This window comes from Ureibacillus thermosphaericus, from assembly GCF_012396605.1.
GTDB classification, from domain to species: domain Bacteria; phylum Bacillota; class Bacilli; order Bacillales_A; family Planococcaceae; genus Ureibacillus; species Ureibacillus thermosphaericus.
On the sequence record NZ_JAAXPW010000075.1, the window covers coordinates 1 to 1,523 of the forward strand.

Below are 1,523 nucleotides of genomic sequence, written 5' to 3' on the forward strand. Positions count from 1 at the left end.
GATAGAGTCCATATAATTGTGTAAAAAAGAAAAGAGCCATTTTCCTCCTCTTTTGCTACACTGTTTTCAGACCCAATAAAAACAAATAGAAAGAGGATGAAAAAATGACTCTATTAAAGTTTAACCTAAATATGGACCTTTTAAAAGAATCAATTATCAATTCGAATCTTGATTCTGTTATCAAATCAGCGATTGTTTTAATTCTGAATGAATTTATGGAAAAAGAACGAGATGACTATCTTCAAGCTGCTGCTTATGAACGTTCTCCCGAACGTCGTGATTACCGGAATGGCTATTATGAACGTGATTTAATGATGAGTATTGGAAAGATTCAATTAAAGGTTCCAAGAACTCGCAATGGAGAGTTTTCAACTACCGTGTTTGAAAAATATGCACGTTGTGATCAAGCTTTCGTTCTTTCTATGCTTGAGATGGTCGTGAATGGGGTGTCTACTCGAAAAGTAACGAAAATCGTTGAACAGCTTTGTGGAGAAAATGTCTCCAAATCATTCGTATCATCTTTGACAAAACAATTAGATCCAATTGTCAATGAATGGGCCAATCGCCCTCTAAATACTACATACTATCCTTACATCTTTGTCGATGCTATGTATATTAAAGTTCGCGAAGGTCATAGTGTAGTGTCTAAAGCGGCTTATATCGCGACAGCGATTACCGATCAAAATAAACGTGAAATCCTTGGTGTTCATATTGACCACGTTGAAAGTGCGGAGAGTTGGAGTCGTTTCTTCCAGCATCTAAAATCAAGAGGATTACAATCCCCTAAACTTGTGATTTCAGATGCGCATGAAGGGTTACGAAAGGCCATCCAGCGTGAATTTGTCGGGACTTCTTGACAAAGATGCAATGTTCATTTTAAACGTAATATCATTGACAAGTTACCTAAAAAAGATACTGCTGAATTCCGAACAATGTTGAAACGAATTTTCGAAGCTGTCACGATTGAAGATATGCGTCAATTTAAAGATGAATTGTTTGAAAAGTTTAGTGACCAAGCACGATTTGAAAAAGCATTGAAAATTCTAGATGAAGGTTTCGAAGATACAATTCAATATATGAATTTTCCTGAAAAAATTCGTCCTCATATTCGCAGTACGAATACCCTTGAACGGTTGAATCAAGAGGTTCGTAGAAGAGAAAGAGTGATCCGAATTTTCCCTAATACGCAATCAGCTTTTCGTTTGATTGGCGCTGTCTTAATGGATTACCAAGAAATCTATGATCGACGAAAAAATCTATCAGGTAGATAATCATTCACTATTTTTCACGCGCATCTTCCATTATGGGATGATTCCATATTCGCAAAGAGCTGTCAAAGTGAAAAAAGCCTTTGACAGCCCTTTACGAATATGGATAGAAAACCCCATAGAAGTTGCGGCTAAAAAATGTGGGAGGGGAATGGAATCAAAAACTGCTATATTTGGTTTGATTCCACTTACGCTACTTTAATCGGATTTGGAAACAGTGTATAAGAGTTTTTACACAATTATCGGGACTTGACT

Annotated in this window: 1 pseudogene; it reads left to right on the forward strand. The window is 36.5% G+C overall.

What is annotated here, in order from left to right:
* Positions 1 to 104: 104 nt before the first annotated feature.
* A pseudogene (locus HF990_RS14760) lies at positions 105 to 1,271 on the forward strand (IS256 family transposase).
* Positions 1,272 to 1,523: the final 252 nt, after the last annotated feature.